This is a genomic window from Pseudocolwellia agarivorans (genome assembly GCF_002000085.1).
GTDB lineage: Bacteria > Pseudomonadota > Gammaproteobacteria > Enterobacterales > Alteromonadaceae > Pseudocolwellia > Pseudocolwellia agarivorans.
Genome location: NZ_MUZU01000004.1, coordinates 74,621 through 101,161, shown reverse-complemented (window position 1 = coordinate 101,161; position 26,541 = coordinate 74,621). Strand labels below are relative to the sequence as shown.

The 26,541-nt window shown below is 36.4% G+C and carries 20 protein-coding genes; 2 read left to right on the top strand and 18 right to left on the bottom strand.

The genetic code is table 11. From position 1 onward, the window contains the following. Positions 1 to 30: 30 nt before the first annotated feature. The 6 genes from B0X80_RS07770 to B0X80_RS07745 form a co-directional block, all read right to left on the bottom strand. Positions 31 to 990 (bottom strand): sugar kinase, encoded by a 960-nt coding sequence (locus B0X80_RS07770; RefSeq protein ID WP_077339269.1) that lies wholly within the window; start codon positions 988 to 990, stop codon positions 31 to 33. A gap of 4 nt (positions 991 to 994) precedes the next feature. Beyond that, positions 995 to 2,302 carry an MFS transporter gene (locus B0X80_RS07765; RefSeq protein WP_077339268.1) on the bottom strand — a complete coding sequence of 436 codons (1,308 nt, stop codon included), beginning with the start codon at positions 2,300 to 2,302 and terminating at the stop codon, positions 995 to 997. Beyond that, a complete protein-coding gene (locus B0X80_RS07760; protein ID WP_077339267.1) occupies positions 2,302 to 2,679 on the bottom strand; it encodes a cupin domain-containing protein in 378 nt (125 codons plus the stop codon). The genes B0X80_RS07765 and B0X80_RS07760 overlap by 1 nt, the downstream gene beginning before the upstream one ends. A 12-nt stretch (positions 2,680 to 2,691) precedes the next feature. After that, the gene (locus B0X80_RS07755) at positions 2,692 to 4,965 is read right to left on the bottom strand and encodes a heparinase II/III domain-containing protein (protein ID WP_425439696.1); all 2,274 of its coding nucleotides are present in this window, start codon (positions 4,963 to 4,965) and stop codon (positions 2,692 to 2,694) included. Then, entirely contained in the window at positions 4,965 to 7,247 is a 2,283-nt protein-coding gene (locus tag B0X80_RS07750; RefSeq protein WP_077339266.1) for a polysaccharide lyase 6 family protein, read from the bottom strand. Before B0X80_RS07750 ends, B0X80_RS07755 begins: the two co-directional genes overlap by 1 nt. 221 nt (positions 7,248 to 7,468) lie before the next feature. Continuing rightward, positions 7,469 to 10,492: a TonB-dependent receptor gene (locus B0X80_RS07745; protein WP_077339265.1), complete on the bottom strand. Its 3,024-nt coding sequence runs from the start codon at positions 10,490 to 10,492 to the stop codon at positions 7,469 to 7,471. 332 nt (positions 10,493 to 10,824) lie between these two features. Between B0X80_RS07745 and B0X80_RS07740 the strand changes: the two genes are divergently transcribed. Further along, complete coding sequence (locus tag B0X80_RS07740; protein WP_077339264.1) at positions 10,825 to 11,565, top strand: FadR/GntR family transcriptional regulator; 741 nt, start codon at positions 10,825 to 10,827, stop codon at positions 11,563 to 11,565. A 300-nt stretch (positions 11,566 to 11,865) separates the two neighbouring features. Here the strand turns inward: B0X80_RS07740 and B0X80_RS07735 are convergent, their stop codons facing one another. Together B0X80_RS07735 and B0X80_RS07730 are read right to left on the bottom strand one after the other, a co-directional pair. Then, the gene (locus tag B0X80_RS07735) at positions 11,866 to 12,750 is read right to left on the bottom strand and encodes an NAD(P)-dependent oxidoreductase (protein WP_077339263.1); all 885 of its coding nucleotides are present in this window, start codon (positions 12,748 to 12,750) and stop codon (positions 11,866 to 11,868) included. 747 nt (positions 12,751 to 13,497) lie between these two features. Continuing rightward, positions 13,498 to 13,875: a PH domain-containing protein gene (locus B0X80_RS07730; RefSeq protein WP_076417014.1), complete on the bottom strand. Its 378-nt coding sequence runs from the start codon at positions 13,873 to 13,875 to the stop codon at positions 13,498 to 13,500. Between the two features lie 233 nt (positions 13,876 to 14,108). Here B0X80_RS07730 and B0X80_RS07725 point away from each other — a divergent pair, with 233 nt between their 5' ends. Further along, positions 14,109 to 14,474, top strand: coding sequence for a DUF4156 domain-containing protein (locus B0X80_RS07725; protein ID WP_077339262.1), 366 nt, complete (start codon positions 14,109 to 14,111; stop codon positions 14,472 to 14,474). A gap of 106 nt (positions 14,475 to 14,580) precedes the next feature. Here the strand turns inward: B0X80_RS07725 and ribBA are convergent, their stop codons facing one another. The 10 genes from ribBA to B0X80_RS07675 form a co-directional block, all read right to left on the bottom strand. Then, entirely contained in the window at positions 14,581 to 15,690 is a 1,110-nt protein-coding gene (gene ribBA / locus B0X80_RS07720; protein ID WP_077339580.1) for a bifunctional 3,4-dihydroxy-2-butanone-4-phosphate synthase/GTP cyclohydrolase II, read from the bottom strand. A 10-nt stretch (positions 15,691 to 15,700) separates the two neighbouring features. Then, positions 15,701 to 16,360, bottom strand: a complete 660-nt coding sequence (locus tag B0X80_RS07715; RefSeq protein WP_077339261.1) for a riboflavin synthase — start codon at positions 16,358 to 16,360, stop codon at positions 15,701 to 15,703. A gap of 42 nt (positions 16,361 to 16,402) precedes the next feature. After that, positions 16,403 to 17,539: a bifunctional diaminohydroxyphosphoribosylaminopyrimidine deaminase/5-amino-6-(5-phosphoribosylamino)uracil reductase RibD gene (gene ribD, locus B0X80_RS07710; RefSeq protein WP_077339260.1), complete on the bottom strand. Its 1,137-nt coding sequence runs from the start codon at positions 17,537 to 17,539 to the stop codon at positions 16,403 to 16,405. 3 nt (positions 17,540 to 17,542) lie between these two features. Beyond that, positions 17,543 to 18,004 (bottom strand): transcriptional regulator NrdR, encoded by a 462-nt coding sequence (nrdR, locus tag B0X80_RS07705; protein WP_077339259.1) that lies wholly within the window; start codon positions 18,002 to 18,004, stop codon positions 17,543 to 17,545. Between the two features lie 124 nt (positions 18,005 to 18,128). Further along, positions 18,129 to 19,385: a serine hydroxymethyltransferase gene (glyA, locus tag B0X80_RS07700; RefSeq protein WP_077339258.1), complete on the bottom strand. Its 1,257-nt coding sequence runs from the start codon at positions 19,383 to 19,385 to the stop codon at positions 18,129 to 18,131. A gap of 362 nt (positions 19,386 to 19,747) precedes the next feature. After that, on the bottom strand, positions 19,748 to 20,911 hold the full coding sequence (locus tag B0X80_RS07695; protein WP_077339257.1) for an ABC transporter permease: 1,164 nt from the start codon (positions 20,909 to 20,911) through the stop codon (positions 19,748 to 19,750). After that, positions 20,908 to 21,657: an ABC transporter ATP-binding protein gene (locus B0X80_RS07690; protein WP_077339256.1), complete on the bottom strand. Its 750-nt coding sequence runs from the start codon at positions 21,655 to 21,657 to the stop codon at positions 20,908 to 20,910. Before B0X80_RS07690 ends, B0X80_RS07695 begins: the two co-directional genes overlap by 4 nt. 10 nt (positions 21,658 to 21,667) lie before the next feature. Further along, positions 21,668 to 23,116, bottom strand: a complete 1,449-nt coding sequence (locus tag B0X80_RS07685) for an alpha/beta fold hydrolase (RefSeq protein ID WP_077339255.1) — start codon at positions 23,114 to 23,116, stop codon at positions 21,668 to 21,670. Between the two features lie 406 nt (positions 23,117 to 23,522). After that, positions 23,523 to 24,245, bottom strand: coding sequence for a DUF1499 domain-containing protein (locus tag B0X80_RS07680; RefSeq protein WP_245825416.1), 723 nt, complete (start codon positions 24,243 to 24,245; stop codon positions 23,523 to 23,525). A 190-nt stretch (positions 24,246 to 24,435) separates the two neighbouring features. Further along, positions 24,436 to 26,421: a methyl-accepting chemotaxis protein gene (locus tag B0X80_RS07675; protein ID WP_245825415.1), complete on the bottom strand. Its 1,986-nt coding sequence runs from the start codon at positions 26,419 to 26,421 to the stop codon at positions 24,436 to 24,438. Positions 26,422 to 26,541: the final 120 nt, after the last annotated feature.

Sequence of the window (26,541 nt, the reverse complement as noted above, 5' to 3'; positions counted from 1 at the left end):
TGGTTTATCGATGAGTTTTAGGTTTAAAATTTACTTAATAATTGATAGTAGCTCTTGGTCAATAAAGGCTTGAAATGGTTTTGAATCGACAATGGCTCCTTGGTGTTGAATAACTAAAGCCGCTGAGGCTGAAGCTAATTTAATAGCGTCAAAACTATTCATACCTGACGTGCGAGCACTAATAAATACACCATTGAAAGAATCACCCGCCGACGTTGTATCGACCACATGTTCTACAGGTGTTATTTCAATATTTTGTATGACGTTATTTTTAACACTGACAACGCCTTGTTCACCGTTTTTAATAACCAGTTCGTCGAATGCATATGGCTTACAAAATTCGATAACGGCTTCTGCAGTGGTTAAATTATAGAGCTGTTTAAAGTCGTCTATCCCCGGCAGTGCTATATTGCTTAAACAAAAGGCTTTATCAAATTCGTGCTGTGCTTCCTCAACAGAGCTCCACATTCTTGCTCTGTAATTAGGGTCAAAAATAATGCTTAGTCCAGCAGCTTTTAATTGCTCAACCATTTGCCAAAATTTTGGACGATCTTCAGGTCTAATAACCGCTAAAGAAATACCTGAAAAAAAGAACACATCGCCGTGTAACATCTTTTCTATTTCTGAAGCATCAATAAATTTCATTACATCACGAGCGGCTGAGTTTTCACGCCAGTAGGTAAACGTTCTTTCACCTTCGCTATCGGTTTTAATTGAATATAAGCCCGCTATTTTATCGTTTGAGCGATAAACAAAATCAGTCTCAATGTTTTGCTGCGAAAAGTACTCAACCATATTAGAACTAAATTCATCAGTTCCTACCGCTGTAATTAAATTCACCTGCGTGTCAAAAAACACACGTTTAAGGTAAACAGCTGTATTAAATACATCGCCAGCAAACGATTGTTTTAATGTTTGTGGTAATTGAGTGTTAGGTGAAACATTGAGTAGCTCCACCATACACTCACCAAATAGGAAAATCTTTTTCACTTACCTATTTCCTTTTTAAAGGTTCTATTTTTGGAATAAGAACCCAAACAGATAGCATTGCTATAACAGCTAAAGAAGCCCCAATAACAAATGCAGGCGTATAGTTTCCGTCAGCCGTTAAAATAGGTACTAAAGCCGTTAACCCGAGTGCTCCCAATTTTGCAGCCATACCTGCAAAGCCAGACAATGTTCCTACGGCTTTTTTACCATAAAGATCACTTGGTAGTGTTTGCACATTACCAATTGCAGTTTGAAAGCCAAATAAGATAACTGCCATAATAATTACCGCAGTTGTTGGTCCGCCAGGGTTTGCCATAGCTAACAAAGCAGGCAACATAATCAAACAACCTAAAGTAATGGTGAGCTTACGTGTTTTGTCGGTACTCCAACCAGCTTGTAAGCGGTTTTGTGCAAGTAAACCACCAAACCAAGCACCAACCATGGCTCCTACATACGGAACCCAACCATAGATACCGATGGATTTAACATCCATGCCATAAACTTCGTTAAGATAAATAGGGATCCAGAAAACAAACAACCACCAAATAGGATCAATCGCTGCAGAGGCAATTATTACGCCCCAGCTTTGTTTACGTGAAAGTAATTCTTTGGTTGATGGATTATATTCTTCTTCATCAGTGCCATTAGCAGCACTATCATCAACGTCGCAGCTTCTTTGACCCGTTAAAATATACTCACGTTCTTCGTCTGTGATCCAAGGATGTGACTTAGGTGGCGCTTTCACTAGAATGATCCAAGGAATAAGCCATAATAAACCAACAGCACCAATCACAACAAAAACCATTTGCCAGCTAAAATATACGGTCAAATAAGCAATTAAAGGAATAGCCACAATACCGCCAATAGCAGCACCTGAGTTAAAGATACCTTGCGCTAAAGCACGCTCTTTCGTTGGAAACCAATCCGCGTTACTTTTAGCTGCACCGGGCCAGTTACCCGCTTCTGCCACACCTAATATTGCACGGAAAATACTAAAACTCAGTACACCTTGTGCAAAAGCATGAGCAGCCGTAGCCAAAGACCAAACACCAATAGATAAAACAAAACCTAAGCGAGTACCAACCCAATCAAATATCTTGCCGAATATGGCTTGGCCAAAAGCATAAGATAAAATGAAAACAATAGAGATATTTGCATAAATTTGCTTACGCTCTAAAGCCGATTCATCAGGGAAAAGATCTTCAACAATATCAGGCCAAAGTACAGCAAGCGCAGAACGATCAATGTAGTTAATAACGGTAGCTAATGCGATTAATGCAATAACCCACCAACGTAAGTTTTTCATTTTCATTAGCTGCTTTCCTTATTATGAATAGGGTCAAAGGTACCTTCTGCAACAAAGTCTTCACGAGGAGGGCTAAAGGTATCAATTAAAATACCGCCTGTTGGGCAAGTAGCACCATGGTCAGCGTGTGGAGGTATCATACAGCTGTCACCCGCTTTCATGATTTTAGTTACGCCATCAATATTAAAATGAAACTCCCCCTCAACCACGTAGGTCACTTGCGAGTGTCTATGTGCGTGGTTATAACCAATAGCGCCTTTTTCAAACCAAATCTTTACTGCCATTAACTCGTGGTTATAACCCAACATTTGACGTTTTAACCCACCGCCTATGTCTTCAATTACTGCTTCGTTACCTATGGTGAAACGTTCACTTTGACTCATGTGGAACTCCTACTACTTATTAATTTCGAAAAATTTAGAATGACCGGTAAATTCAAAAGATTTACCGTTATAAGAAAATTTATTACGTGTTGCGTTATCACTTTGCTGGCTATTAAAAGCCAGTATGTAATTAACCTTGTTGTCAAAGCTAAAAGCGACAATGTCTAACCCGTTAATTTTTTTGTGTTGTAATGTTTTAAGCTTGCTCGTTGCATCTATAGTGAATTCTTTTGACGGGTTATATTCGCCATGAGGTTCAAATACACTGACAAAACTATGTTTTTTAGTATTATTTACGCGAGCAATAAATGCATTTTCGTTACGTAAATTAAAGTTAGGATCGTTAGCGCCTAATTGGGTAAATAACATCTCTGACTTGCCATCAACTAACGAAGTTTGTGTGTAAAAACGTCCATTATCTTCATTCAACCACGTAATTTTAGCTAATCCCGCTTTGGGTGAAGACTGAGCTTTTAACCACATATGTTGGTAACCGTTATTTTTACCTAGTGCTGAAATACTTTCAGTTTTGGAGCCTAATTCAAAATTGGTTTCAATTAAGTGACCTTTGTAATGTATAGGTAAATCTAGCTGGTGCGTTTTATCACTGCTTACATCAAATACATCAACCACTAACGACTGATTTAATTTAGGTAAGTTGATCAACGCTAAAGTACGTTTGAGTTCAACGCCTTCATAAGCGGTATCAATTTTTGCTGACGATATTTTTACTTTATCGTTCGCGTCAAAGAAAATAACCTCTGGATGATTAGCATTACCCACTGTTACATCGCTGTTAAAGTGCGATGTTTGATCTACCACTACCGTGTTATGAGCAATAGTATGCTTTGCATAGCTGTCGTTTTCAGGTAAGTAACGCCCGCCAAATTTGGCTTCAACATTTAAGAAACGAGCAGCACCGTAATCCGATACGATTTCTTGTTGGCGATCGTAAAACTGCCAAGTTAATTTATCGAAATGACCATGCCCTAAACCTTGAGCGGCAGGTTTAAATAATAACGCTTGTTCGCCTCCCACATTTTGGCGCATAACAACCAAAGCACCTTGCTTACCATTGTTACCGTCGCCAAAAGCTACAGACTTAAATTGATAAGGTGTTGCTAAACCTTGGTCTATCGCATTAGCGACTTTTAAACCATCGCCCGTTAAAACAATTTGATCTTGCTGCTTGGCAATATCTAATAAACCTGCGTCTTTCGTTAGTCCGTAAGCGATAGTTACGCCATTAACTAATTCAATAGTGTCGATGCCTTTACTTTTTATGGCATCATTAATTGGAAAGAATAATTTGTTATAGCTCAGCTGAATCGTGGTATCTATCGCTTTTAATAAAATACCATCGCGATATTCAAATATTTTACGTTCAGGTTCATTCGTTTGAATCGCTTTAGCAAAAGTAACAAAAGGCATTAAGGCATAACGTTGGTAGTAAGGCCCTTCGTTGTAATAACCTTGAGGTGAAAACAATTCATCAAGCTGTTTCATAAAGCCGCCTTTACCTGATTTTTCTAAATCGTAAAGTGCTTGTTCAACCCATTCTTGCTCACCTAATACATAACCTGTCATGCCTACAGCTGCAGTTGTCCAAGTACCATGATTATGAACTTTGTTAAAAGTAGCCGGCGATTCTACCGATAAAAACCTTACGATAGGACGAAATAAACCGGTTTCAATTTTGTTTTTTTCAGCGGTGTTCAGCGAAGCTAAAATAAGGTCGTAGGCTTGGCTGGTATACACTAACCAAACGGCTTCATTTAAACTTTGCCAAAATAGTTTACCCGGGTTTTGTTTACCTATTTTTCTTTTAGGATGAGGAGGTAAAGTAGGATACAAGTCAGCGTAAGCAAGTAGCATATCGCGAACATAATCAGCATATTTTGCTTCACCCGTTAATTGATAAATAACGCCAGCATCGTACATAACTTTATAGTTTTTCTTATGACGTTCGTGGGTATAACCACCACCACCATCTTGTGGTACAGGTACGGTAATCACTTGCTGTAATTGTTGGTCTACCCATGCTTTATTCGCTAAGTAAGCGTCTTTAAATTTACCTTGTTGATGAATAGCAGCTTTCATTGCAACAACATCATCAACATTAATCACCAATGTAGGATGCGACTTAGCAGATACAGCCGTTGAAGATAGACATAATGCCGCTAATACTAAAACAGAGCGTGTTAAAACTTTAGTTACACCACTCGGTAATAAAGCCGCTAAGAAGGTAATCGAATACCTATTTTTTAAGGGTTGTGTTGTCATCATTAAAGTACCTTATTACCTTGTAAAATTGCCGTGTGTGGACCTTTAACACGTAATTCAACCACATGAGGTTTTGCCGTTTTATTAAGGGTATTATTTGTTATACGTGTAACGGGTTCACCTACTGTGTGCTCAACATTAATTAAGGCACTATTAATAAAGGTATTATCTTCAAGGTTAGTTACTTGCACCCCATGTAACTGCATTGCAGATTTCGACTTGTTTCGTTTGCCCTTACCTACATTGGTTATCATGTTGTTTTTGAAAAGTATATGTGGGCCAAAAGTACTTTCGTCTGAACCACCGCGATATAAGTTAACCAAGGTACCTTCAACATTTTTAAAGGTGTTGTTCTTCACATTTAAATATTCTGCGTTATAAATACCTAAATCATCGGTTTCTTTATTTAATCTAAAAATATCACCCGTAATATTTTCAAAAACATTGTTTTCAACATCAATTGATAAAGCGAATGCTCTGCTACCTGAATCAAAAAAGTGAAATGAGTGGTTAATATCGAGATCTTTTATCACGCTATTTTTCATAGTAAAACGATAGTTTTTAAACATGCCCCACTTAGCTGTTCTCACAAAGGTATTACCTGAGTAATCAGCACTATTTTTACCACTAACAACAATACCGTCGATACTTAAACTGCCACCGTTATTAATTTCGAATAACGTTGAACGACTGAAATCTACTAGCACCTTATGTTGATTTTTAGCTTTAATTGAAAGCGTTTTATCGAGTTTAATAATTTTTTCTACGCTATAGCTGCCATTTTCTAAAACTAAAGTATCGCCTGACTGAGCTTGTTCAACGGCTTGATATAACGACTCACCGCCCGCTTTAACCGTAGTTGTTTTACCTGAACCAAAAGCAACTTCAGGTTCAGTTTTTTTATACCACGTAGGGCCAGTTTGATCTTTTAGCGTGGGTTGCAAGTCTTTTGAAACCCCTGCAGAACTAGCGGAATAATTACTTGGGTATAACAAGCCGTTAGCAGCTCGCTTTAACACAACATTTTTTTCTGATATACCTGACGTAATTTTATTATTTTTCAATTTATTAGAAATATTATCGGAAAAAGTAATGCCACTAATATCGTCAAATACAGAAAATGGCGCTTTATTGTTTTCATTAACAAACAGGTTATTTTGAATGGTACTTTTAATAGGAACAGCTGAACGCTCTGCATCACTACCTGCGGCTAAATGAACATGATCAACATTAATCAATGTGTTATTGGCTATTTGTGCATTAACCACTTGATGGTAGCGATTAATACTTGAGTTAGGCACACCATTCATTACCGTTAAACCACTACCAAAACGATAGCCCGTTAAACCTTCTAAATAATTATTTTGTACAACTTGGTCACGGTTAATCACTCTAATACCGCCGGTATGGTCAACACCATTACCAAAAAATACGTTGTTTTTAATAATGTTTCCGTTTCCGTGACGAAGCGTTAGCGTGCCACGTGATTCAAAAAAGGTGTTATTAATAATGCTATTTTTACCTGATTTAACTGAAACAATTTCAACTTCACCGTTACAGCGATCAAAGTAGTTGTTTTCAACGGTAGTAAATGAGTGAGTTAATGAATGATGGCTGGTGCCAATTCTTAAAGTTTCACCACCGTTTGAACCAAAGATAGGACGAGGGCCAAAATAGTTATGATCTATTCTATGATGATTTTGTTGGCTTTCTGCTGTAGTTAAACGCACAGCAACAGTAACGCCTTTATTACGTTTACCCACTAAATGGTTGTGGTCGAAACGATTATATTGACCGTAAATACCAACCCAGTAATCTGATTCAAATCGGTCTGGGTTACTGTAATTGTCAATCACCACTTCGGTTACACGAGAATGATACGCAAGATCTTCTTTATTACGTCTAAACGAAATCACTTCACTACTGGGCGTAAAACCATTTTTAAATACCAAGCCAGATACAACTAAATATTTACCGGCTAAACGTAAGTTAGAAGCCCCCGATAAAATCACCTGCCCTTTAGTTTCAGCTTTAAGAGTTACTGGAGAGTTTTCTGTGCCCATAGCTTTAAACACTATTTCAAAGTCTTGCCAAACACCGTTAGCAAGTATAACCGTGTCACCTGCTTTTAAATCTTTAGCGGCAGCAAAATATTCTTTTTGATTTTTCACTAATATTTCATTACGACTTTGTGTGTTGTTAGCGCCACATGATGCAATGAGTAAAGTGGTTAATATAAAAATACATAAACGATTAAACGTTAGCTTTTTATTATGATTGTTCATTGATAACTCTCTTGTAATTTAGCAAGTATCCAAATTAATTTACGCTTTTTGTACGTGATTCGTTGGATAAGTAATGCATGAATTCTTCAGTAACACTTCTAATAAATAAAAGGTTTACTGAAAAATGGAGTTCTACTGAATAAAACAAGATAGAACTCCTTTATTTCTAATTAGTTAGATAATAGTAGAGTTTTCCACTATTAGTTAACTTAGGTTACCGATTAGAAATTGTATTTAGCACTCAACGCCCACTTTGGACCGGTACTCGAAACAAAAGTAACGGTTGAGTTAGTACGTCTCATTATTTGTTCTTCATCAAGTACGTTAATGCCTTTAAGTGAAACAGATAAATTATCGCTCACTTTATAATTAACACTTACATCAACAAAATTAATGTCTTGAACATAACGATTAGCTTTAGCACCAGTATTTGGTTGGAAATATTCTGAGCGCGATTTATAAAGTACACGCAGTGTTAAATCATCAATTTCCCAATAAACAGAACCAGAGAAAGTATGTTTTGATGAACCAAATAGGTTGGCGTCTTCAATACCAGGAAGAGACGAAGCCGTTTGTATACCTAATTCATTGAAAGAATCACCAAATGCACCATCTTCATTAGAAAATCCAGAATCAGTATAGTTATACGAGGCTTTCACACCCAAGCCATTAAAAGGATAAGGTAAGTCAGCAAAGTTATGCTGACCCGCAAGCTCAAGACCTGTTAATGTTGTTGAGTCAGCGGTGTAACCTGAAGTACGCAATTCTACATCGGTTGTTTCACCATCAATCGTAATGGTTTCTTGGGTATAAATTTTACGGAAGTTAGCTTCAAACTCTTTCCAATAAATAGCCGCAGAAATCGACGTGTCTTGAGACGGATACCATTCAAGAGAGATATCCGCATTAATCGATTCAAGCGGTTCAATGTACGGGTTACCACCTTCAACATAATTAATTAATGCATCTAGCGAGTTTTCGTCACTTTCACTGGTATTAATGGTACGGCCTGCGCCCATATTACGTTGGTCAGGTTTAGCGATAGCTTTATATGCTGCGAAACGAAGCATATATTCTTCATTTAAATGAAAGGTAATATTCGCACTCGGTAATACGTTGATACTATCGTTACTTGTTTCGAAACGTTCTAAAGTAGAGCTGTCACCATCTAAAGTGTATCTGATATTATCAGGATCTGAATCGTCAATTTGTTTAGTGTAATCTGAAATATAACCCACAGAATCCACCATAGTTTTAACAAAACGAACACCCACATTACCTGTTACCGGTAAACCAAATAATTCACCATCAATATTACCCATGGCATAAGCTGAAAAAATGGTTTCATCTACTTCAACATCGCCCGCATCTATTGATTGAGGTTTACGACCAATATCAGTAAAACCATCTACGCCTTGTAAAATTGGCCATGCACAATCAGCTTGTAACAATGCCCATGAATTAGCTGAGCCATCACCATTGGTGATACCTGCATTATTCGCATTACTCATGTAAGCATCATTATTATGAGCAGACATACAGTTTTCTATAATAGGATCGGTATAAGCCGTATCCTTAGTTTTCATTTCTTTAGTCGATGTAGTATCCGTAGGAGAAGAATGTGACCACTGAGAGTTTTTATCATCAGTTAAAGATTCTTTTGAAAAACGAACACCCGCTTTAATTGAAGAGAAAAAATCATTATTAAGTGCGTAATCAATATCTACACGTAAAGCGTCCATGTAAGAATAACGGTAGTCATTTTTACGTGTGCTTTTTGCTTCACCACCAGCCCATGAACTTGCATCATTAGCATTAAAGTCAACGTCATCACCAATAAACGACAATGCAGGCAGTAACTTATTACTTGCGTCCATTGCATACTCTACACGGTTTTTAGTAAATATACGTGTTTGAAAATCGCGACGGTTACGGTGAGATTTAGCATGAGATAAATCAACATTAAGCGTTAAGTCGTTACTAACAATGTAATCAACATTTAAGCCCCATCCAAAATAAGTTTCTAACTCATCACGAATTTCACCTTTGTTGTACATTTTAGACTCGCCTTCCCATTTAACGAGACGACGATCTTCAGCAATCTCGTATGAGTCAGGATCTGTATTGATGTATTCCATTGCAGCAGCCACACCGAAATCATGACGGTGATCTGTAAAATTATTTTTAGACCAAGCTGAATCAAAATTTATGTCAAATCGTTCATTAGGCTGCCACTGAAAGCTAGCAACCACGGCTTCACGAGTATCTTCTTCTTCTCTTGTTCTGTATGACCATTCTTTTTCGCCAATAAAAACTTCACCAGCTTCATCTTGATCTTTAAAAGTATCGTAATTACCACGAGTAACTTCACCGTCGCCAGAATAACAACGTTTATTCCAACCATCGTGATCCGTATCAATGCGAGCACCGTTGGCATCTAACATCGAACATGCATACATAGTAGAACTTGAATTTAATTCGTCTTCAGGATTAGCAGAATCTGTTCGACTTAAACCAATCGTATAACCAAAATCACCAATGGCTGTATCTCTAAGTTGATCAACCCAAGAAAAGGTTAGTTTATTTCCTAAGCCATTATCATCATCAATATCTGCAGCTTTAGTATTATAAAAACCTGTTGCTTCAAACGAACCTTTTTGTTTTCCGTAGTCAAGCGCTCTTAACGAGTTGATATTGATAGTACCCGCAGTACCACCTTCAACTAAATCGGCTTGTTGTGACTTATAAACCACCACTTTATCGCTTAAATCTGATGGGAATTTTTTAAAGTTTGAAGAACGAGCAAAACCAGCACTAGGTACTACTCGGCCATTTGCTGTAGCCCAACCTAAAAAAGGTCCCATACCGCGAATAGACATTTCAGAAGCACTACCTTTACCACGATGCCCTGATACTGAAGTGATGTTTTCAATAACGTCTGACATTGATAAGCCAGGCAAGTCGCCAAAATCAGCGGCGGCTATTGCATCTACAATAGCGACCGTATTTTTCTTTTCGTTTAACGAACGAGTCATGGTGCCGCGCATTCCGCGTACTTCAATAACCTCTACTTCCGCTTTTTTATTACTCACTTCAGCTTTAGTCGCTTCTTCTGCCGAATATGCCGGTGTTGCTAATGCTGTCAGTAAAGTTGCACCAAGCAATACACCTTTATTCATTGTATTTATACGGCTTGCTTTTAACGCTGAACTTATTTTATTTAGCTTATTGATGTTCCTGTTCATGTAATCCCCCCAGATTGTATTTTTAAATTTTAATTTTCTTTATTTAATAAAATAATTATTTTTTTAGATTATGTTTAAATTCCATCACTTTTAATACGCTGTTAAATCTAACCAATCAATACACCAATTGTCAACCATTTTGTTATACCAATTAAATTAAAAGTGTTGTACACTTTATTACCAGAAAACAAAAAAACAAGACTTACTACATTAATACCAAAGCATATAAACAATTTAAAATCGAAAAAATATAATGTCTTTGCTATGGGTTTTGTAAATAGATACTATATAAACACTGAATATTGTGTTGTTGAGAATTAAGGGAAAGAAAAATGAAGAATCGTCGATTATTTTGGCGTATCGTCGAGAGTATAGAGGCTTCTATTAATAAAGGTGACTTTACACCGGGAAGCCGTCTCCCTCCGGAGCGTGAGCTTGCAGAAAGATTTGAAGTAAGTAGACCTACTATTCGTGAAGCAATCATCGCGTTAGAAGTGAGAGAAAAGGTTGAGGTTAAAACCGGCTCTGGTGTTTACGTATTAGAAACTGCAACTCAAAGCTATAAAAATCAAAACATTAGTGCATTTGAATTAACACAAGCAAGAGCATTAGTTGAAGGTGAAGTAGCCGCTTTAGCAGCTACCAGCATTACTGATGACGAACTAGAAGATTTACACAAAACGCTTGTTATGATGGAAAATCCAAAAGATGCAGATAGTATTGAGAAAGCTGACAAAATGTTTCATAACATTATTGCAGGCGCAACACGTAACGGTGCAATGATATTATCTGTTAACAACTTATGGGCACTTCGAGCTTCAACATCTGAAATAATTGATGACTACAAAAGCGTTTGTAGCAAAGACAATAACCTTACGTTAACTGAGCACACGGCTATTTATAATGCATTGAAAGAGAAAAATGCCACTAAAGCACGCTTAGCTATGCATCAACATTTCAATCGTTTAATTAACGCATTATTTGATGCGGTTGAAACCAGAGCATTAGAAGAAGTTAAAAGAAAAAACAGTGAAAAAAGAGGTTTGTACTCTTTAGAAAGCTTAATTAAATAGTTATACAATCAACAATTTAATTAAATCCATCTAGATAAATTAATCATTTATCAATCTCATATTCGTGCTCAAACACCTACTTTCAAAGCTCATAATAGTCTATTTTTAACTCCCAAAAAAAAGGCCTCAAAAAGAGGCCAACGAGCACTATAATGTATTGTAGAATATTACCCGCTATACCCATTTCATGAATAAAAGGATATTAAGATCAACGGGATTTTTCTTACTTAACCCAAACTCGGAATAATGAATTTGTAATCGGCTTATTTATAAATAAAATATAAATAAGCCCAGTTAGGGTTACTTAGCTAACTTTGTATTGAAGTAATCAAAAATCACAGGAACATCATTTTGACCTAAACCAGCATCAACTGCTGCTTGTAAGTTAGCAGAAGTACCTTGAGCAATTAAAGACTCACCACCTAAATCTGAAACCATTTGGTTGAAGTAACCAAGATCTTTATTAGCATTAGCAACAGAGAAACCTAATTTCTCTTCGCCATCTACAGCATAGGTTTTTGTAAATTCCATAAATGGAGAATTAGATGGACCTGCTGACATAATGTCAAACAACTGTTGTCCGTCTACACCCGCAGCTTTTGCAATAGCAAACGCTTGCGACATAGCTGTAACAGTAGTCATACCGATAAAATTATTGATTAACTTAGTTGTATGACCTGAACCTAGTGCGCCAAGATAAAATACGTTTTCGCCTTGTTGCTCTAATACTGGTTTAACTTTATTGAAAGTTTCTATATCGCCAGCAGCCATAATGTTAAGTAAACCATCTTTAGCATGAGCCGGAGTACGCCCTAGTGGCGCATCAATCATTCCTGCACCTTTAGCCGCAAGGTCTGCACCAATTTTACGTGTAGAAGCCGGGATAGAAGTGCCGAAGTCTATTAATACAGAACCTTCTGACATGCCCGCTAATACACCATTATCGCCGTAGACAACCATCTCAACGACTTTTGAAGTAGTAAGCGCAAGCATAACAATGTCACTTTTCTCTGCTAATTCTTTACCTGAAGTAACTTCAGTCGCATTACCACGAGCAATTACCTTTGTAACAGCATCTTTATTAAGATCCATTACGTTTACTTGAAAACCACGTTTTTGTAGGTTTTCAACCATGTTGCCGCCCATTAGGCCAAGGCCGATGAAACCTATGATAGGTTTTGTCATATCTAACTCCTAAATATATTGGTGTTGTTTGCCTGAGTCTAAAATCGCTAACGCCTCGTGGACGTACTATTTTCTTTATAAAAGAAAAAATTCACTTAAAACTCAGATTAATGTCTGAATAAATAACCCATTGCACTAATGCTTTGTGAATCAGTTTTATAGGGAAGCACCATTTATAAAAGTACATGTAAGATTCCGCTATAAATCCAGATTTAATAAGTTTTGAGTACAAATACTAATTTTGTTCTTAACCTAACTGACCATAAAGCTAAATAAAAACATATATACATTTATTTATTAGCCCTACTAAACACTTTAAAATTTTTATCTTAAATGTTATTCAGTTTTACAAAAGATATTACCAGCCAAACAATACTAACCAACAATAAAATAAGTGTCAACCAATTTAACCTTAATTGTAATACCAATGAAGTTTACCTATAAAAAATACATTACCAATAATATTTAACTCTAGCTCTAGATAATGGCTTTTGTAATGTGTGGATTTATAAAAAAGAGGGTTAGCAGAAATAAAAACAAGATAAATCAATACATTAAAAACATTATAACATTGACATTCATTTTCATAAAAAGAGGTTTCTTGGCTAAAATCTCACGATTTACTGTAAAAAGAAGGAAGCTTGAAAATAAGAGATAAGGAGTAAGAGTAAGATGAAGTAAAATAAATATAACGTCATAAAAAAGCCTCACTAGAAGCTTTTTTATTGTAGTAGCAGAGTAAAAAGGTTATCCGAGAACGTATTGGCTAATTAAACGATTAAAACCAACAATATCGAAACTACCTTTAATTTCAAAATTAACTTGCCCTAATTCACTGATATATAATTGTATTTCACAATCTAAATCTAACGTGCCTGAAGTCTCAATAGAGAATGCATTAATTTTGCTGTAAGGAAGAGAGGTATAATCAACTTTAGAGCCCGTAATACCTTGCACATTGGCTGAAATTACACGTTTGTTGGTAAATACCACTTGATCACGAATACTTTTGAACGTAGCAAAAATAGTTTCGCCGTCAATGAGAAAAGCATGGAAATCTTCTCTCGCATCTTCATTGTCAATTCGCTTTAGCTTAAATACAGATGAATTTTTAAAATCGATCATAATTGATTCCTTTTCGAGGCTGTTGTCAGAATAGTTTACCTTAACCTGAACATTTTCAATGCACAACGAATTTACTTTAATGTTTTCAAACGATAAATCGCCACTATTTCATAAATTGTAAAAAACTGATCGTGACATGTAAGTTGTACTTACATTATTACAACACTTTGTAAGTATTAATAATTAACGAACTCCATAAAATAATCGAATCAAAACACTCATAGGAACTAGTAATGAAAGCTATATTCGTCATAATATTTGTAACTACATTAGCGGCATGCTCTTCAACAGCCATAATCCCTGAAGCTAATAATGTAAGATTAACCCATAATGAACCAGGGCCAGAATGTTTATTTTTAGGAGATATTACAGGTAGCCAAGGCGATTTTTTTACAGGATCGTTTACCTCTAATGCTGATTTAGAAACAGGTGCACGTAATGATCTAAAAAATAAAGCCATGATGCTTGGTGGTGACACCATTTATATTTTAACGCAAAGAGCTGGTCAAACAGGTCATTATGACGATGGCTTTGGCGGAGGAAGCCAACAAACCAACGTAACATTATCTGGTAATGTTTATAAGTGCCGTAAGGAATAACCGTGGTCATTTCTAAATGGTTGAATGCTCTAATTTACACAGAGACAAATAAAAAAACGCTACCGAGGTAGCGTTTTTAAGTTACATCACTTAATACTTATTAAGCTTACTCAGCAATATATTCAACAACTTCTAAACCAAACCCTGATAATGAATGGTATTTAGTTTGCGAGCTTAATAAACGCATTTTACTAACACCTAAATTAGATAAAATCTGCGATCCTACCCCTACATTACGCGATCCTACATGACGTTCTATATCTTTAACCACTTCGCCAGCGTCTTGTTTAGCATACTTTTGCACTTGAGCAATTAACGACTCTGGAGATTCATGTTTACCTAACAGGACAAGAACACCGCCTTCTTCTGCTATTCTTTTTAACGCGTCAGCTATTGGCCACTTAGCAACACTTTCTCGTTCACTCAATAATAAGTCTCTAAATGTATTCTCAAGATGTACACGTACCAGCGTAGGTTCATCTGCTTTAATTTCACCTTTGGTTAAGGCAAAGTGAGCTTGGCCGTCAATTGTATCTTTAAATACAGTTAAATCGAATTCACCAAACGCTGTAGGTAATTTACATGATGAAACTCGTTCAATGGTTGTTTCATTCGCATTACGGTATTCAATTAAATCGGCTATTGTACCCATTTTTATACCATGCTTTTGAGCAATAACTTCAAGGTCTGAACGACGAGCCATACTGCCGTCTTCATTTAATACTTCAACAATAACCGATGCAGCTTCTAACCCAGCTAATCGAGATAGATCAACAGCAGCTTCAGTATGGCCTGCTCTATTTAGAACGCCACCGTCTTTCGCCATTAATGGGAAAATATGCCCAGGTTGAACAATACTCAAATGACTCGCATTAGGCCCTACAGCCGCTAATACGGTTGTAGCTCTATCAGCAGCAGAAATCCCCGTAGTTACCCCTTCAGCAGCTTCAATCGATACGGTAAAGTTTGTGCTAAATTGAGCATTGTTGTTATCTACCATTAACGGCAACTTCAACTGTTTACACTTCTCTACAGACATAGGCATACAGATCAAGCCACGTCCATGAGTTGCCATGAAATTGATTGCTTCAGGTGTTACTTTTTCAGCAGCCATAATGAAGTCACCTTCATTTTCACGGTCTTCATCATCCATTAAAATAACCATTTTACCCTGAGCTATATCATCGATAATCTCTTGTGGGGTATTTAATTTCATATCTACCTCTTTATTTGATAAAACCATTGCGTGCTAATAGTTCATGCGTAACACCTGATTGTTGTTTATTTTCAGCTGTTTTGTGTGTCAATAATCTTTCTATATAACGTGCTATCAAATCAACTTCTAAATTGACTTTAGAGCCCACTTGATAACTGCTAATAATTGTTTGTTCAGTAGTATGCGGCACGATAGTTAATCTAAATTTATTTTCCGATAAACTATTTACCGTTAAGCTTGTGCCGTCAATAGTTACAGAACCTTTTTCAGCAATATATCCGGCTAAATCATTAGGCATTGATACCCAATAATGAATGCTATTACCATCATGTTCAACTGCTACTATTTCAGACAAAGCATCAACATGCCCTGAAACCATATGCCCACCAAAACGTGTAGTAGGTAACATAGCTTTTTCTAAGTTAACCTTTTGCCCACTTTTATAATGAGCAAAGCCGGTACGCGCTAAGGTTTCGTTAGAAACATCAGCACTAAAGGTGTTTGTGCTAAAATCAACAACCGTTAAACAAATGCCATTAGTGGCGATTGAGTCACCTAATTTTACATCGTGCATATCAAGCTGTCCGGTTAACACCGTAATACGCGCACCTTGAGCATTAATTTGAATAGTACCTATTTGGCCTACGGCTTCTATAATTCCTGTAAACATGAATAACTCTTGTTAGTTTTTATAGTTAAATTGATTATTAAGTTAATTTTTAGCTATTTTTGCTGTTATACGTATATCTTTTCCCACCATACGTATATCTGAAAACATTAGCTGTTTCGCTTGCGACAAAGTTTCAATGTGAGGCATATTCAGCAGGCTTTTACCGTCTGCTCCCATCAATTTAGGCGCTTGAAAAAGAATAAGTTCATCCACTAAATTCTGCTCAACAAAAGCCCCTGTTAATTTAGCACCAGATTCAATAAGTACATCATTAAAGCCACGTTCACCTAAAATAGATAAAACGGCTTTAAGATCTAACTTATTTGACGTTAAACCTTGCGCATAAGGAACGCTTATATGTTCTACAAAATATGGCCACTTGTGGCTATTTTCAATGTTATGAGTAAATATAATTACAGGAGATTCTGTTTTAAAAAGATCTAATTCTGGCGACAATCTATTTTGAGAGTCAATAATAACCCGAATGGGTTGTCGTAAAGTATCTTCGTTATAGGTATTTTTTAGCTCGCCGAGCTCATTCCAGCGAACATTCATTTTTGCATTATCAAATAATACAGAATCAGCACCGGAAATAACCGCACAACTTTGTGCACGTAAGCGCTGTACGTTTTGTCTGGCTTCAGGTGATGTTATCCATTTACTTTCACCACTTGCCATGGCTGTTTTGCCATCGATACTCGCCGCTAATTTACAGCGAACATAAGGCAGCTTAGTGGTCATTAACTGAATAAAGCCAATATTTAACGCTTTTGCTTCTTGTTCTAATAAACCATGTTGCGTCGTAATACCTGCCGCCTCAAGCATTTTAAGACCATTGCCCGACACTTGAGGGTTAGGGTCTACCATGGCAGCTATTACATGTTTTACGCCAGCTTTAATTAATCCTTCAGCGCAAGGTGGCGTTCGACCATAATGGCTACAAGGTTCAAGTGTTACATAAGCTGTAGCACCTTTAGCTAAACTGCCAGCTTGTTTAAGTGCGTTAACTTCAGCATGCCCAAAGCCTGCTTTAACATGATAACCTTCGCCTATAATTTCATTGTTTTTTACCAATACACAACCTACTCTGGGGTTAGGCGAGGTAGTATAGTGAGCGCGCTTAGCTAGCGATAATGCTCGCTGCATATATTGATGATCTTGGCTTGAAAATGAAGTCATACGTTATTTAATTATTTCATTACCCAAACGGGCAATCTCCTCACCAAATTCTTTGATGTCTTCAAAAGAACGGTACACTGAAGCAAATCGAACATAGGCGACTTTATCAAGCTCTTTTAATTGTTCCATAATAGTATTACCTAACATTTCGCTTGATACTTCACGCTCGCCTGTCGCGCGTAATGTCGATTTAACTCTATTGATAGCAAGCTCAACATTTTCAACGCTAACTGGCCTTTTTTCTAATGCTCTAACTAAACCATTACGCATTTTGTCTTCATTAAAGGGTTCTCTTGAACCATCACGCTTAATAATTTTAGGCATAACGAGTTCGGCGGTTTCAAACGTAGTGTAACGTTCACGACATGCTAAACACTCGCGTCTTCTTCTGACTTGATGACCGTCAGCAACTAATCTTGAGTCAATCACTTTAGTATCTGTTTCAGAACAAAAAGGACAAAACATAATAAGATCCTACAACCCTGTTTGAGCATAAATAAAAATGGCCGCTAATGCGGCCATTCTATGCGATATTAATAAGTCAAACTAGTGTTTGAAAAAATTAAAGCTAAACTGAGAAACTTACAAATTAACCGTAAACAGGGAAACGTGAACAAAGCTCTTTAACTTTACCTTGCACCGCTATAATAGTTTCTTCGTTAGTAATATCGTCTAGAATATCACAAATCCAGCTTGTTAATTCTTTAGTCTCTTCAACACCAAAACCACGACGTGTAATCGCTGGTGTACCCAAACGTAAACCTGAAGTTACAAATGGCGAACGTGGGTCGTTTGGTACTGAGTTTTTGTTTACTGTGATATGCGCTTTACCTAATGCAGCATCGGCATCTTTACCGGTAATATCTTTATCAATAAGGTCAAGTAACAATAAGTGGTTTTCAGTACTATTTGATACCACTTTGTAACCACGGTCTTGAAGTACAGACACCATAGCTTTAGCGTTATCTAAAACACCTTGCTGATACGCTTTAAATTCTGGTTGTAAAGCTTCTTTAAATGCTACTGCTTTTGCGGCAATAACGTGCATTAAAGGACCACCTTGGCCACCAGGGAATACAGCACTGTTTAATTTTTTGTAAATGTCTTCATCATCACACGCAGAAACAATTAAACCACCACGAGGGCCTGCTAATGTTTTATGTGTAGTTGTTGAAACTACATGAGCATGTGGAACTGGGTTAGGGTATAAACCAGCAGCTACTAAACCTGCAACGTGAGCCATATCTACAAAGAAATATGCGCCAACTTTATCTGCAATTTTACGCATGCGAGCCCAGTCAACAATACCTGAAAATGCTGAGAAACCACCAATGATCATTTCTGGTTTATGTTCTACCGCTAAACGCTCTAATTCTACGTAATCAATATCACCGGTTTCTGGATCTAAACCGTATTGAAACGCTTCATAAGATTTACCTGAAAAGTTTACGTGTGAACCATGAGTTAAATGGCCACCATGAGCTAAGCTCATACCTAGTACTTTTCCGCCTGGTGTAACTAACGCTTGAAAAACTGCTGCGTTTGCTTGTGAACCAGCATGTGGTTGAACGTTGGCGTATGTAGCACCAAAAAGTTCTTTAGCGCGATCAATAGCTAATTGCTCAGCTACATCTACGTATTCACAACCACCGTAATAACGTTTACCTGGGTAACCTTCAGCATATTTATTCGTTAATTGTGAACCTTGAGCTTCAAGTACACGAGGGCTACAGTAGTTTTCTGAAGCAATAAGCTCGATGTGCTCTTCTTGGCGAACAGTTTCTTTAGTGATTGCTTCATACAATTCAGCATCGAAATCTGCGATATTCATATCACGTTTAAGCATGTAAAATCCTCAAGTAGTCAGCCAATTACTCTACGTAGGCTGTGGGGTATAATTCAATAAGAAATCAATAAATTTTATGGGCGGTATTTTGCCTGAAACTAGCTATTTTGTACATGCTAAAACAAACAAATGTTAGTCGATTTAGTAATCTAATATATCTTGAAGATTTCAATATCAACTACAAAATGACAAACCACAACAAAACAAAATATAATACGATAAAAAGATTAAATCAATGAATTTAATTTCAATATAAACAGAAATACCATACATAATAAAAATAACTTGTTTTATTATTCTTAATACAACAAAAAAGAGCTTGTTGAAATAACACTTCAACAAGCTCTTTAGCAATAAAACAATTAACTGAGCGCTAAAACTACTTTTTCAGATTTTAATCGCAGCGAAAGTATGATCACTAGTGCAGCAGTTAATCCAACAGTCACTAAGGCTGTACCTGTAAAGGCTGCCCAGTTAATAGGAATACCTTTAAATAAATCGTCCATTAATAAAGATTGCCCTGAAACAGGTAACCAATCTAGCCACTGAGGCTTATCGTCAATAAACATAAGCGCAACAGGGATCATCGCGGGCAACATAATGATCATACTAACCGTTGATTGCGCTTCTTTAAAACTTTTCGCTTGAAAGGAAACAAATAACTGTAAAGCTGAGGCAAAGAAACTAATCGGTAATAACAATAAAATTAAAAATAATACCATGAGTAAATCAAGGTTAAACGTTGCGCCAATTTTAGTTAAATCGACGAAGCTGACTGAAAAAGAGGTCAACACTAACGTTAACGTAACACCAATTATAGAAATGGTGCTGGCACAACAAAGCTTAGCGGCAACTATTTTAAAGGTACTTACCGGTTGGCAAAGTAGCATTTCAAGTACATTACGTTCTCGCTCGCCAGCACTTGAGTCAATTGCGACCGAAAGCCCCGACATAAAAGCGGCCATTAATACGTATAAACCCAACATTAAAGAAATAAACATAGCATTACTGCTTGGCTGTGCGGTATCTTGATCGTTAATTTGAATTGGCCGTAAAATACGCGGATCTATCCCTCTAACAATTAACCGCTTGGCACCTATACTTTGTGCATATTGATTAATTTGATTTTTAATTCGTCTGATCGGTGCATTCAATGCTTTTTCACTAAAATCAGCACGTAAATTGATGGTAATAACCCGCCCTTCTTCCATATATTCAGCAAAATTTTCTGGAATAATGAGTTCAATATTACGCTCTGTCCAAAGGTTTTTGATGTCTTCAGGTACGTCGCTTAATGGGTAAATATTATTTTGCTTAAGTTGTTTAATTAACTTAGGTGCGAAGCTTTCACCTGTTACATTTAAATAAATAGGTGGTGTTGCCACCATTTCTTTAATCATGGTTTTTGACAACACTAAAATCATAACTGGTGCGAGCATAGCCATGGTCATGGCAACCATAAGCGCACGCTTATCGCGAAAGGCTTCTTTAAATTCTTTTATTAATAACGCTTTAAATTGGATCATGCAGCAACCCCTTCGTCAGATCCTATTAATTTAACAAAAGCATCTTCTAATAATGCTTCACTCGCTAAGTCACATAGCTCAGCAGGTGTTCCTTGTGCAGCGAGTTTTCCGTTAGCCACAATAATAACGCGATCACATAAAGCAGCGACTTCTTGCATAACATGAGACGAAAATAATATGCAGTGGCCTTTGTCTCTAAATTTAGCTAAGTGATTACGTAAAACACGAGTACTCATTACATCTAAGCCACGTGTTGGCTCATCTAAAACAAAGTTTTGTGGTTGGTGAACCAAAGCTTGCGCTAGAGTAACTTTCATCCGCTGACCTTGAGAAAAACCTTGTGTTTTACGGTGTGCAAGTTCTTCCATTTCTAGATCTTTAATAATAGCTTCAATTGCTTGATGCTTAACTGTGCCTTGCAAACCATGAATACTTGCAAAATAATCTATTTGCTCGTAAGCGGTTAGTCGTTCATATAATCCAAATTTATCAGGAAAAATACCTAACTTAGCACGAGCTTCAATAGGTGACTTGGTAACCTGTATCCCATCAATAGTAGCGGAGCCAGAATCCGCTTTTAATAAACCATATAATGTACGTAAACAGGTGGTTTTTCCTGCTCCGTTAGGTCCTAAAATTCCAGTAATTTCGCCATCTTTTGCGGTAAAAGACAAACCGTTTAAGGCGATGACTTGTTTCTTTTTAGCGCCTAAAAAAGATTTATGTAAATTGTTAACTTCAATCATAATAATTTCCTTATATGCTGCCGTTTAGGCTTGTCATAAATGACTCGGCAGGTATATCTAACAAACATGTTTGATCCACTTTTTTAGGATCTAAATGTTGTAAAAAATCATTAATCATTGCTACACCACAAGCGGAAGAAGCCACAATATGCGCACTGTTTTTTGAAATAATATGATGACTATTAGGTAAAGTACTCGCTGACTTTTCGCCATTGCTTGGCGGTGTAACGGGATCTAAATCACCCGATAATATTAAGGTAGGAATATTGGCCACAACAGGCTTATAAAAAGCGTCATCAACCTGATACTTTGGCCATACATCACAAGCTGTTTTAAAAATAGCATGGCTACTACCACCATCAAAACTATTCTTGCTGTCTTTAACACGCATATCATCAGTAACTCTTGGCATATCTTCGTTGCATACAATATTAAATGTAAGTCCTACATACATACTCATAGCGTCTTCACCGGTAGCAATTAGCCCAAGTAATGGTTGGTAGTTTTCCAGAAAGGCTTGATGAATAATTAAAGGCACTATAGTGCGAGTTTGTGTACTGTATAGTTGCTTAAATAAAGTACTAATGAACTTTCCCTTACTTAGTTTAAAGGATATTTTAGTGCCTAACCTAGGATGGTTAACAGATAAAGAAATCACTTGATTAGATAAACGATTAACAACTGTTTCAAACTCTTCTTTTAAATTAGGGTAGGCTTTATTACAGCTTTCTTCATTAGCGCAATGTTCAAGTAATAAGTTAAATGATCGCTCTGAACTCAAACCAAATAAACCGATAGGTACTTCAATCGGCCCTACGCTATCTAAGACAACACTTTTAATGGCTTCAGGAAATAAACGCATATAAACCAGCGCCGCTCTTGTTCCATAAGAGCCACCATAAAGATTCACTTGCTTGTAACCTAATGCTTCTCTTACTGCATCAAAATCACGGATTGCATTTTCTGAGTTGTATTGGCTTAGCTCGTTAGTTTCTTTTAGTTTTGTAATACAGTCTAGCGTTTCTTGTTCAGAAAACTCTTCAGGAATCATGCTGTATAAATTCCCTTTAGTAGCTTCATCACACAACATAGGTTGAGATAAACCAGTACCTCGTTGATCAATTAAAATAATGTCGCGTGTTTTTCTAATTTCTGCAAAGCTTCGACGTATATGTGCTGCTAATTCAACAGCTGCTTGACCTGGCCCCCCGGCAAGAAACATAAGTGGCGCATTATTTTTTGAGCTATCAATCGCTGGTAACACAGCATAATTAATGGAAATATTTTTGCCTTCAGGCTTATTGTAGTTCTCGGGGACATTTAAAGATCCACATTGCACTTGCGAGCGAATACCATCAAGGTGGCAGTTCTCAACAGCAGAGTTTTCTTCATTCGCCAACACAGCATTAGCGGTAATACTTAACAAAAATGAAAATAGAGCAAGTCTTGTTCTCTTCATTACTTTCCCTTGTAAAAATTAAATAAAATATGCATATTCAAGGCATTTGAAAATTATACTAGTTTGGCTCATGCGTTCGGTGTTTTTCTTGATAAAAGTCTAAGCCTTATAATAAGTGCAGTATATTGCCACATAACGTGAATACTCTGAACCGCTTTTATCTAGGAGACCGATAAGTGACGGATAATGTAATAATGTTTTGCTGATATATTGTTTTAAAGAATCACTTGGTAGGGAGCCTAAACTCTAGTTAAGCTATTTTAGGCCACAATGCTATTTTGTTTTTCGTATACAGAAAATTTGTACTGCTAATAACAGATAATTAGCAGTACAGACATTATTTATATAAACAAATATTAAGTAGAATATTGTGTAGAAAACCTAGGTAAAGTACTTTGTTCAATAATTAAAATGATGATATAAAGCTTTTTATACGTTTAGCATTGGCTCCAAGATCTGTTCCACCAATACGAGAAATGGAGCGCAGATCTATCTTACTTCCTGTATCTGTTGCTTGAATACGAATAGCTACATCGTCTTTAAAACCCCAGAGTAAAGTGGTGTCAACAGCTTCAATCATTCCTTGCTTAATATCTTTAGCAACAACTTCCCAGCCTAATTTTATCGCTGTATCAACAGCTTTGTTAAAAGCTTGTTCTGTGTTCAAATTGCTTATAATAGGTTTTAGCTCTGGGTAAGCTTTTTCTTGAAGAGGAGCTAATTTTTCGCTGTTGTACTCAAGTGGATTAGTTCCTTCTCCACGCAAAGCTAAAACAGCTTGAAATTGAGGTAAACTAACCGTATCGGTACTTACCTGATGTAAAAAAGGTAAAGACTTAGCTTTAGCTGCTTGCAGTGATAAACCAACAGCCGGTATAGCTAATAAAATCGCGACTATAGCACTACTTTTAAACACTCGTTGTTTTTTTGTAAATAACGCAAACAAACCAATAACTATTGCAATTAACAGCACAATAATACTCGCATACCCTGTAAATTGAATGATTTTAAAAGACGTTCCCATGCTCCATAAGTGCAAACGATAAGCAATTACGGCAAGAGGAAAACCCAGTAACAAAGGAATGGTTAATAACTTACAAATAGTTATAATTTTTTTAGTGATCATCATGTTGCCTTAAGATCGGTATTAATAAGAAGCCCATATATTTAGCAGGCATGTGGATAATTGTACTACGAAGTATATCTAGACCCTAGAATGGCTTACATTATTTCATTGCTCAACTTCGGTTTCAAAGGCTAAAAATAAAAATACCCTATCACTTGATAGAGTATTTTTATTTGAGAGATAAACGTTTATCTTAGCTCACTTTAAACATATTAACGGTATCTTGTAATGATATAGCTAATTCAGCTTGATGTTGTGCCGTTGCTGCTATTTGCTTCGCTCCAGTAACGGATTCTAAAGACTTACCTTCAATATTAACCACATTTCTCGCAACGTCTTGAGTCACAATAGACTGTTCTTCAACAGCTGCAGCCACCTGTTCAGTAAGAGAAAAAATATTACTAATAGAGCCTGTTATGTTACTGAGCACTTGTTCAACATTTTTTGAATTGTCGACAGCTTCTTTCGCTTTGTTTTGACTGTTCTCAATAACAGTAAAAGCTAAGTTGGCATTACCTTGTAATTCACTAATGAAATTTTCTATTTCGTTCGTTGAATCTTGTGTACGTAAAGCTAAGGTTCTCACTTCGTCAGCTACTACAGCGAAACCTCTACCCTGTTCGCCAGCTCTGGCGGCTTCAATGGCAGCATTTAATGCCAATAAGTTAGTTTGCGCAGCAACCGATTTAATAACATCTACAATATTGGTAATATTTAAACTACTTTCATGTAAACTGGTTATTTTTACTGATAAGTCTGATATTTCTTCCGCTAAATCTTCAATAGATTGATAAGATTTTTGTACTATTTCTAATCCAGCTTTCGCTTCATTATCTGTACTCTTAGCTGCGTCTGAGGCACCTTGAGTATTCATAGCAACTTCTTTCACCGTTGTAGACAGCTCTTCAATAGCAGTAGCAACAAGTACAATTTCAGCTTGTTGTTCTTCTATATTTTTAAAACTATATTCACACGTTTGAGCGGTTTCTTCTGCTTCTGACGATAACGAAACACTTGCACTTGTGATATTTGATAAAGCGACAGAAAAGTTTTCTAAGGTAAGATTCAAGGCATTTGAAATAGTGCCTAATTCACTCTGGTCATTATATTGACCTCTAACGGTTAAGTCATTTTCTTTCCTAACCTTGCTAAAAATTCTCATTAAATCTTTGATACGGTTATCTAAGTCTTTAATCACAGCCAAACTAATTATAGTAACAAGTACACTAATTAATAAAATAACAGCAATACATACAATTAAAGAATAATTCGCCTCATCCATAATACTATGAGTTAATTGCATGACCGATTTATCTAGTTTATTTTCTACCTGTTTTAACTGTTTTATTCTTCCTGTTGCTTGCTCAAACCAATAACTTGCATCAATACCGAATTGACCTATTGATGATTTTTCCATGGCAATTTTTCGTAATTTTTCAACCTCAAGAACTGCAGGGTTTTTCATTGCATTAGCAAAATAATCAATATTTTCAGCATTAGATAAATCTTTGAAATTATCAAAATAGGTGTTCTGCTGAGAAATAAGATTAATAACACGGCTCAATGATTCAGAAGAGAATTGATCTACAGAAAAAACATGACTTAAAACAGCTCGTTCTATACCCGCACGCTCTTTACCTTGAAGAAAATAATAATAAGCAATCATTGCTTTAGTAATGTGAGCCTGATTACTTAATAAACTGATTGTTTTAGAAACACTTAAGAGTTTTGCATTCAATGTCGTGTAATAAGTTAGAGCTTCTTTTAATGAAATGCTTTGCGAATCAACATTTGCTCTAATTTTACTTAACTCATTTAACTGTTGATTAATTGTATTATGTAATTCAACAATAACGGGAGAGTGTTCATTGTTATTTTGCCAAAAAGTCGTTCTTTTATCATTTTGACTATTTGTAAGCACTCTTTGTTCTTTTAGGATATTTTTAAACGATGTTCCATTAGAGCCGATAAATCCAGCGGTTGCTCCTCTTTCTTTTTGTAGTTCATGCACCAAATCGCTATAAACAACGGATAATTCAGTCAAACCGCTTAGTTCAGTCATTTCTGTTTTAACATCAATATGCTCAAGAATTAAACTTACGCTCATCCATAAAAAACTAGATAAAGGTAATAGCAATAAGAACAGTATTTTTCTTTTAAATGAAAGGTTTGTAAACATAATGCAAATTAAATTTCCGTATAAGTCATATTATTGCTAATCATAGTCATAAATCTTTATAAAGCAAATACTCTACTGTTTTCCTCACAAAAATTGATTAGCGTCATTCACTTACAAGCT

Coding starts and splice junctions, on each gene's coding strand:
- B0X80_RS07765 (WP_077339268.1), bottom strand. CDS start 2,302: ATGAAAATGAAAAACTTACGTTGGTGGGTTATTGCATTAATCGCATTA.
- B0X80_RS07760 (WP_077339267.1), bottom strand. CDS start 2,679: ATGAGTCAAAGTGAACGTTTCACCATAGGTAACGAAGCAGTAATTGAA.
- B0X80_RS07755 (WP_425439696.1), bottom strand. CDS start 4,965: ATGATGACAACACAACCCTTAAAAAATAGGTATTCGATTACCTTCTTA.
- B0X80_RS07750 (WP_077339266.1), bottom strand. CDS start 7,247: ATGAACAATCATAATAAAAAGCTAACGTTTAATCGTTTATGTATTTTT.
- B0X80_RS07745 (WP_077339265.1), bottom strand. CDS start 10,492: ATGAACAGGAACATCAATAAGCTAAATAAAATAAGTTCAGCGTTAAAA.
- B0X80_RS07740 (WP_077339264.1), top strand. CDS start 10,825: ATGAAGAATCGTCGATTATTTTGGCGTATCGTCGAGAGTATAGAGGCT.
- B0X80_RS07735 (WP_077339263.1), bottom strand. CDS start 12,750: ATGACAAAACCTATCATAGGTTTCATCGGCCTTGGCCTAATGGGCGGC.
- B0X80_RS07730 (WP_076417014.1), bottom strand. CDS start 13,875: ATGATCGATTTTAAAAATTCATCTGTATTTAAGCTAAAGCGAATTGAC.
- B0X80_RS07725 (WP_077339262.1), top strand. CDS start 14,109: ATGAAAGCTATATTCGTCATAATATTTGTAACTACATTAGCGGCATGC.
- ribBA (WP_077339580.1), bottom strand. CDS start 15,690: ATGAAATTAAATACCCCACAAGAGATTATCGATGATATAGCTCAGGGT.
- B0X80_RS07715 (WP_077339261.1), bottom strand. CDS start 16,360: ATGTTTACAGGAATTATAGAAGCCGTAGGCCAAATAGGTACTATTCAA.
- ribD (WP_077339260.1), bottom strand. CDS start 17,539: ATGACTTCATTTTCAAGCCAAGATCATCAATATATGCAGCGAGCATTA.
- nrdR (WP_077339259.1), bottom strand. CDS start 18,004: ATGTTTTGTCCTTTTTGTTCTGAAACAGATACTAAAGTGATTGACTCA.
- glyA (WP_077339258.1), bottom strand. CDS start 19,385: ATGCTTAAACGTGATATGAATATCGCAGATTTCGATGCTGAATTGTAT.
- B0X80_RS07695 (WP_077339257.1), bottom strand. CDS start 20,911: ATGATCCAATTTAAAGCGTTATTAATAAAAGAATTTAAAGAAGCCTTT.
- B0X80_RS07690 (WP_077339256.1), bottom strand. CDS start 21,657: ATGATTGAAGTTAACAATTTACATAAATCTTTTTTAGGCGCTAAAAAG.
- B0X80_RS07685 (WP_077339255.1), bottom strand. CDS start 23,116: ATGAAGAGAACAAGACTTGCTCTATTTTCATTTTTGTTAAGTATTACC.
- B0X80_RS07680 (WP_245825416.1), bottom strand. CDS start 24,245: ATGATGATCACTAAAAAAATTATAACTATTTGTAAGTTATTAACCATT.
- B0X80_RS07675 (WP_245825415.1), bottom strand. CDS start 26,421: ATGTTTACAAACCTTTCATTTAAAAGAAAAATACTGTTCTTATTGCTA.